The following is a 6,316-nucleotide window of genomic DNA, read 5'->3' on the forward strand; positions in this document are numbered from 1 at the left end:
GGTGACGACGTGACGTCCCTGGCGGTCTACATCGCGCACGACCGGGTGGGCGCGCTGCTGTCGGTGCTGATGGAGCTGGCCGTCCGCGGGGTCAACATGAGCCGGATCGAGTCCCGCCCGACGGGCGAGGCGCTCGGCCGCTACGTCTTCTTCCTCGACTGCGCCGGGCACGTGGCGGACGTACGCCTGGGCGAGGCGTTGCAGGGGCTGCGCCGGGTCTGCGCCGACGTGCGCTTCCTGGGCTCGTACCCCCGGCACCGGTTCCCCGGGACGGGCGACCGCCCGATCCCGGCCCCCGCCGGCCTCTCGGACGCCGACTACGCCGACGCGGCCGCCTGGCTGGCCCGTCTGCGCGCCGGCGACCTCGGCTGACGGCAGGCCCGGGACCGCCCCGGAGCCGACTGCGGCCCCCGCAACGGCACCGCCCCCGACCGGCGTCGGATCCGGCGGGGCCGGTCGACGCGGTGCGGGGGCGGTGCGAGGTGGTGCGGGGCGTGCCTCAGCTGAGCAGGCCGCCGAGGAGACCGCCCTGCTGCTCCTGGGAGCCGCTGCCCATGACGGGCGGCTCCTCGGAGGGCTGGACGACGACGAAGCCCTGGCCGGCGAAGCTCATCGTGAACGCCTCGCCGGTGCTCCGGCCCAGCAGCGTGCCGAGGCCGAGCTGCTCGGCGCGGTGGTAGCCGGTCTGAAGGTTGGCCGACCAGCAGACCGCCGCCTGCGGGTCGACGTAGGTGGGGGCGTCGACGCTGAGCACCACCGGAGTGCCCTTGGTGGTGATGGCGATCCGGCCGTAACCGCTGAAGACGCAGTTGAACAGGCCCGACGAGGACGCCATGCCGGCCCCGCCGACCATCCGGATGTCGTACTGGAGGGTGGAGTCGAAGGCCAGCACGCTGGAGCCGTTGATGGAGAGCGCGTCGCCGGGCTCCAGGTCGATGACGTGCACGTCCTTGGCGAAGTCGGCGAGGAAGACGTCACCCCGGCCCGAGACCTTCATCAGCGGGACGCCCTCGCCGGTCAGCTTCTGCTTGAGGAACTTGCCGAGCCCGCCGGAGCCGAGCGCCTGGAACTGCACCTGCCCCTGGTAGGCGACCATCGACCCGACCCGGGCCATCATCTCGCCGTTGAGTTCGACCTTCAACATCTTGGAGTTCTGCAGCCGCATGCCGGGCTGCGCGGACTCCTTCTCAAGGTTCTCCGCCGAGAACAGCTCGCTGCGCATTGGAAGTGCCTCCTGAGTTCGCGGTACCTGGACCGACGGTAGGCGACCGGGGCAACCGCCGCCCGCTAGCCCCAGCCCAGCTCGTGCAGGCGGGCGTCGTCGATGCCGAAGTGGTGGGCGATCTCGTGCACCACCGTCACCGCCACCTCGTCGACGACGTCCTCGTCGTCGTCGCAGATGCGCAGGATGGGATTGCGGTAGATCAGGATGCGGTCCGGCAGCACGCCGGCGTAGTCCCAGCCGCGGTCGGTGAGGGCGTGCCCCTCGTAGAGGCCGAGCAGGTCCTCGCCGGGGGGCGGGTCGTCCTCCACCAGGATCACGACGTTGCTCATCAGGGCGAGGAGTTCCTCGGGCACCTCGTCGAGCGCGTCGCCGACCAGCTCCTCGAAGCGCTCGCGACTCATCTCCACCGGCACCCCGCCCATTCTGCCCGACGACACGGCCCGCCCGCGCCGGTCGGGCCACCGGTCCGGCTCGGCGGGCCGCCACGGGGAGCGTGATCCCCGTGGCGGTCGACGCCGACGACGGGGACGGTCAGGAGGCGAGGCGCGCGGTCAGGCTGATCTGGGCGCCCGGGGCGAGCAGGCGGGAGATCGGGCAGTTCTCCTTGGCGGTCTCCGCGAGCTTGGTGAACTGCGCCTCGTCGATGCCGGGCACCTGGCCGACGGTGTCCAGCTCGATCCGGGTCACCGCCATCCCGGCGTCGGTCTTGTCGAGGTGGACCTTGGCGGTGGTCTCCACGGAGGTGGGCGGCGAGCCGGCCTCGGCAAGTGCCTTGGAGAACGCCATCGAGAAGCAGCCGGCGTGGGCCGCGCCGATCAGCTCCTCGGGGTTGGTGCCCTCACCCTCCTCGAAACGGGACTTGAAGGAGTAGTTCCCCTCCAGCCCGCCCTTGCCGGTGCGGATCGTGCCGGACCCCTCGGTGAGGTTGCCCTGCCATTGTGCGGAAGCGGTACGGATAGGCATGCACCCGACGCTAGCCCAACGGGCACCCTCCGGCGACCGTTCACGCTCCGCGTCACCGGGTGCGTACTGTGTCATGATTCGGGGCAGGCCCGCGAACGCGGAAGGGTGGCCGATGTCCCAGAGTTCCCCCATTCCCCGGCAGGAACACCGGTCCGACGGTGCCGCCGTCCTGGAGTGGGGCACCGCGCAGCCGGACAGGCCGGGGCGGTTCGGGCGTACGTTCTCCGGGCTGCACCGGGACCCCCGGCTCCCCGTGCTGCTCGCGGCGCTCGGCGCGGTGGCCGCCCTCGCCTCGATGCTCGGCGAGTGGCAGGTGATGACCATCCCCAACGGCGGCCCGCAGGGCAACACGCCGCTGCGGGTGCCGGGCGGGGTGTCCGACGTCGGCGGGTTCGGGGTGGGCTACCTGGTCGGGCTGTTCGCCCTGGTCTGCGCGGTGGTGCTCGCGCTGCGCGGCACTCCCGCGGTGCGTCCGAACGCCCGGCTCGCCGGGCTGGCCGTGGCCGGGGCGCTGCTGGGGCTGCTGGTCGCGGCCACCGCCTCGCTCGACGAGGCCGCCCAACGCGTCTTCTTCTACTCGACGGACGACGGCTTCCAGGTCGAGTACGGCCGGGGCCTGGTGACGGCGTTCCTGGCCTGTGCGCTCTTCGCGGCGGCGCTGAAGCTGGCCCCGGCCGGCACGGCCCGGCTCGCCGGGAAGGCCGCCGGCGGGACCGAGGCGGACGGCGGAGCCGAAGCGGACGGCGGGACCGAGGCCGACGGCGGAGCCGGGACGGAGCCGGTGGGCTGGCGCCGCCGCAGGTCGCGGGACCTCACGGACGACGGGCCGCCCGCGCCGGCCGACCTCACCGTCGGGCCGGCCGCCCCCTTCGCCCGCCCCGAACTCCCGGACTGACCGCTCTTGGGGCCAGTTCGCCGACGACCAGGGTGACGAACGTCAGCCCGCCGGCTCGACGAGGACGGCCTCGGCACCTCCCGTGCCCGATCGCCGGGGCTCGCGGCGTCCCTCAGGGGGCCACCCAGCGGACCTCGCCGTCCGCTCGCTCGTCGGTGGCCCGCAGGCCGAGCCGCTCGGCCACCCGGGCGGAGGCCCGGTGGTCGGGGTGCACGTGCGCGACCAGCGCCCGGATGTCGCGCTCCGCCAGCCAGCCGACCAGGCCGGCGGCGGCCTCGCCGGCGTAGCCGCGGCCCTGGTGCGGCGTCAGGACGACCCAGGCCAGCTCGGCGACCGGCCGGTCACCGTCGAGCCGCACGGTGGCCTGCACGGTGCCGACCGCGTCGCCGCTGTCCCGGTGCCGGACGACCCAGTTGAGCCAGCCCTCCCGGCCGTCCGGCGACCGCCCGACCGTCTGCCGGCGGTACCGCTCCCGGAGCTGCTCCGGGGTGGCCGGGCTGCCCCCGACGTACTCGTGCAGGGCCGGGTCGTCCAGGAGGGGGGCGAGTTCCTCGGCGTGGTCGACGCGGAGCGGCTCCAGCAGCAGCCGCTCGGTGTCGACGGCCTCCGCCACCGGCCAGTCCCGCTCTCCCACCCGTCCCACCCTACGGCCCGCGGCAGGGCCCCGGAGGGGGACACCGGCGGGCCGTCGACCGTTGGCACGGCATTCGCCGCAACGCCATGGTGGGGGCCCGTTGCGCGAGGTACGTTTGCTGCCCGCCGTCACTCAGGGTCGAGGCACCGAGGACCGAGACGGCTGGCTGCGACGGCGGCGGGCGAAGGAGGAACGATGACCCGCCCGGGCCTGCCCAAGCTGATCGCCACGGATCTCGACGGGACGCTCGTCCGCAGCGACGACACCGTCTCGGCGTACACGCACGCGGTGCTCGACCGGGTGCGGGCCGCCGGTATCCCGGTGGTCGGCGCTACCGGTCGCGGGCCCCGGCTGGCCGGAATGACCCGCAACGACATCCGGGCCGCGGACTTCCTGGTGATGGCCGGCGGCGGCCGGGTCGTCGACCAGAGCGACCCGGCCGGGCCGGTGGTGCTGCGCGACGAGCGCCTCTCCGCCGAGGTGCTGACCGTGCTGCTGGCCGACCTGGAGGCGGCCGTCGGGCCGCTGACCGTGATGGTCGAGGCGTCGGACGAGCACGGCGCACCGCTCTGGGGCGACTACCACCCGAGCTGGCCCTACCAGCACGAGTTCGAGGCGCGCAGTCGCGCCGAGTGCCTCTCGTGCGACGTGATCAAGGCGTTCGTCCGGACCGCCGACCACCACGTCGACGAACTGCTCGCGGTCGCCCGGCGGATCGTCGCGCCGGAGGTCGCCACGCTCACCCAGGCGGGGCTGGGCTTCGTCGAGATCTGCCCGCCGGGGGTCGACAAGTCCACCGGGCTGACCGTGGTGGCGCAGCGCCTCGGCGTCGACCCGGCCGACGTCCTGGTCTTCGGCGACATGCCCAACGACCTGCCGATGTTCGAGTGGGCCGGCTGGGCCCGGGTCGCGGTCTCCAACGCCCACCCGATGGTCCGCGCCGCCGCGGACGAGGTGACCCTGCGCAACGACGACGACGGGGTGGCGGTGTACCTCGATCGGCTACTGTCCCGCTGATGGGAGAGGCACCACGGCTGATCGCCACCGACATCGACGGCACCCTGCTCCGGGACGACCGCACGCTCAGCCCGCACACCGCCGACGTGCTGGCCCGGCTGTCCGCGCGGGGCACGCCGGTCGTGCTGGTCACCGGCCGGCCCATCCGCTGGCTGAAGATGGTGTACGAGCAGCTCGCCGAGCCGCTGCCGGCGATCTGCGCCAACGGCGCGGTGGTCTACGACCCGGTCGCCGACGAGGTGCAGCGGGCCGACCCGCTCGCCCCGGAACTGCTCGCCGAGGTGGCCCGGCGGCTGCGCGCCGAGGTGCCGGAGATCAGCTTCGCGGTGGAGATCGTCGACAGCCGGCAGATGCGGCACGAGGCGCACTACCCGCTGCGCTGGGACGCCGACCACGACGCGATCCGGGCGGTCGAGACCCCCGAGGAGCTGCTGGCGGCACCGGCGGTGAAGCTGTTGGCCCGGTCCGCCGAGCAGGACCCGGACGCGTTCGTCGCGCTGGTGGCCGCGGCCCTCGAAGGGCTGGCCGAGGCGACCCACTCGTCGTACTCGGGGCTGGTGGAGATCTCCGCCGCCGGCGTGACCAAGGCGGCCGGGCTGGCGTGGTACTGCGCGCGGCTCGGCATCGACGCCCGGGACGTGCTCGCCTTCGGCGACATGCCGAACGACGTGCCGATGCTGACCTGGGCCGGGCGGGGAGTGGCGGTGGCGAACGCGCACCGCGCCGTCCTGGAGATCGCCGACGAGGTCACGGCGGCGAACTCGGCGGACGGCGTGGCGGCGTACCTGGAGAAGGTCTTCGGGGTGGGGTGAGCGGCCGGCCGGCGTCCCCGGCCGGCCGCGCGGTCAGAGGTACTGGCCGGTGCTGTGCCCCTCGCCGCCCTGCGGCGGCTGGCCCATCCCCGGCATGCCCGGCAGCATTCCGGCGCCGGGGCCACTGGGCAGCGCCTGCCGGCCGGAGCGCATCTGCTCCAGCTGCACCCGGGCGGCCATCTGCTGGGCGACCAGGGCCGCCTGGATGCCGTGGAACAGGCCCTCCAGCCAGCCGACGAGCTGGGCGTGCGCGATGCGCAGCTCGCCCTCGCTTGGCGCCTTCTCCTCGGTGAAGGGCAGCGAGATGCGTTCCAGCTCCTCGCGCAGCTCGGGGGCGAGCCCCTCCTTCAGCTCGACGATCGACCGCTGGTGGATCTCCCGCATCCGGTGCCGGCTGGCGTCGTCGAGCGGGGCGGCCTTGACCTCCTCGAGCAGCTGCTTGATCATGCTGCCGATCCGCATCACCTTGGCCGGCTGCTCGACCAGTCGGGTCGGGTCCTCGCCGTGTGCCTCGTCGGTCTGCACGGTGCCGACGGGCCGCCCGTCCGGGCCGACCACCACCACCGTTCCGGAGTGACCGGTGCCATCCTGGCCCGGCTCGTCGTTCTGTCCAGCGGAGTGCGCTTCGGTCATGGGACCCATCTTTACCCAGCCGCGAGCGCCCATGCGCCCGGGGACCGATCCCGGCGGCGGATCCGCGCGTGATCCGCGCTACGGTCGCGCCATGCCCGCCGACCCCCGCGACGTGCTCATCGAGTGAGCCATGCGCA

The 6,316-nt window shown here is 74.0% G+C and carries 9 protein-coding genes; 4 read left to right on the forward strand and 5 right to left on the reverse strand.

Annotation, left to right across the window (positions count from 1 at the left end):
• Nucleotides 1–372: ACT domain-containing protein (locus F6X68_RS29495; protein ID WP_151457314.1), on the forward strand; the 372-nt coding region annotated here is incomplete at its 5' end.
• Nucleotides 373–499: 127 nt separating this feature from the next.
• Here the strand turns inward: F6X68_RS29495 and F6X68_RS29500 are convergent.
• From F6X68_RS29500 to F6X68_RS29510, 3 genes are all read right to left on the reverse strand, one after another.
• A complete protein-coding gene (locus F6X68_RS29500) occupies nucleotides 500–1,222 on the reverse strand; it encodes an AIM24 family protein (RefSeq protein ID WP_151457315.1) in 723 nt (240 codons plus the stop codon).
• A 65-nt stretch (nucleotides 1,223–1,287) separates the two neighbouring features.
• Nucleotides 1,288–1,632 carry a metallopeptidase family protein gene (locus F6X68_RS29505; protein WP_192581591.1) on the reverse strand — a complete coding sequence of 115 codons (345 nt, stop codon included), beginning with the start codon at nucleotides 1,630–1,632 and terminating at the stop codon, nucleotides 1,288–1,290.
• Between the two features lie 124 nt (nucleotides 1,633–1,756).
• The gene (locus F6X68_RS29510) at nucleotides 1,757–2,188 is read right to left on the reverse strand and encodes an OsmC family protein (RefSeq protein WP_132240504.1); all 432 of its coding nucleotides are present in this window, start codon (nucleotides 2,186–2,188) and stop codon (nucleotides 1,757–1,759) included.
• Nucleotides 2,189–2,300: 112 nt separating this feature from the next.
• Between F6X68_RS29510 and F6X68_RS29515 the strand changes: the two genes are divergently transcribed.
• Nucleotides 2,301–3,083, forward strand: a complete 783-nt coding sequence (locus F6X68_RS29515; protein WP_151457316.1) for a hypothetical protein — start codon at nucleotides 2,301–2,303, stop codon at nucleotides 3,081–3,083.
• A 112-nt stretch (nucleotides 3,084–3,195) separates the two neighbouring features.
• On the opposite strand, the gene F6X68_RS29520 is transcribed toward F6X68_RS29515, so the two are convergent.
• Nucleotides 3,196–3,717, reverse strand: coding sequence for a GNAT family N-acetyltransferase (locus F6X68_RS29520; RefSeq protein ID WP_225852502.1), 522 nt, complete (start codon nucleotides 3,715–3,717; stop codon nucleotides 3,196–3,198).
• Nucleotides 3,718–3,912: 195 nt separating this feature from the next.
• Here F6X68_RS29520 and F6X68_RS29525 point away from each other — a divergent pair, with 195 nt between their 5' ends.
• Nucleotides 3,913–4,734: an HAD family hydrolase gene (locus F6X68_RS29525; RefSeq protein WP_151457318.1), complete on the forward strand. Its 822-nt coding sequence runs from the start codon at nucleotides 3,913–3,915 to the stop codon at nucleotides 4,732–4,734.
• On the forward strand, nucleotides 4,734–5,546 hold the full coding sequence (locus tag F6X68_RS29530; protein WP_151457319.1) for an HAD family hydrolase: 813 nt from the start codon (nucleotides 4,734–4,736) through the stop codon (nucleotides 5,544–5,546). The genes F6X68_RS29525 and F6X68_RS29530 overlap by 1 nt, the downstream gene beginning before the upstream one ends.
• A gap of 33 nt (nucleotides 5,547–5,579) precedes the next feature.
• Here F6X68_RS29530 and F6X68_RS29535 read toward each other — a convergent pair whose 3' ends face one another.
• Nucleotides 5,580–6,188: a bacterial proteasome activator family protein gene (locus tag F6X68_RS29535; protein WP_132240499.1), complete on the reverse strand. Its 609-nt coding sequence runs from the start codon at nucleotides 6,186–6,188 to the stop codon at nucleotides 5,580–5,582.
• Nucleotides 6,189–6,316 lie beyond the last annotated feature (128 nt).

The organism is Micromonospora sp. AMSO12t (genome assembly GCF_008806585.1).
Lineage (GTDB): Bacteria > Actinomycetota > Actinomycetes > Mycobacteriales > Micromonosporaceae > Micromonospora > Micromonospora reichwaldensis.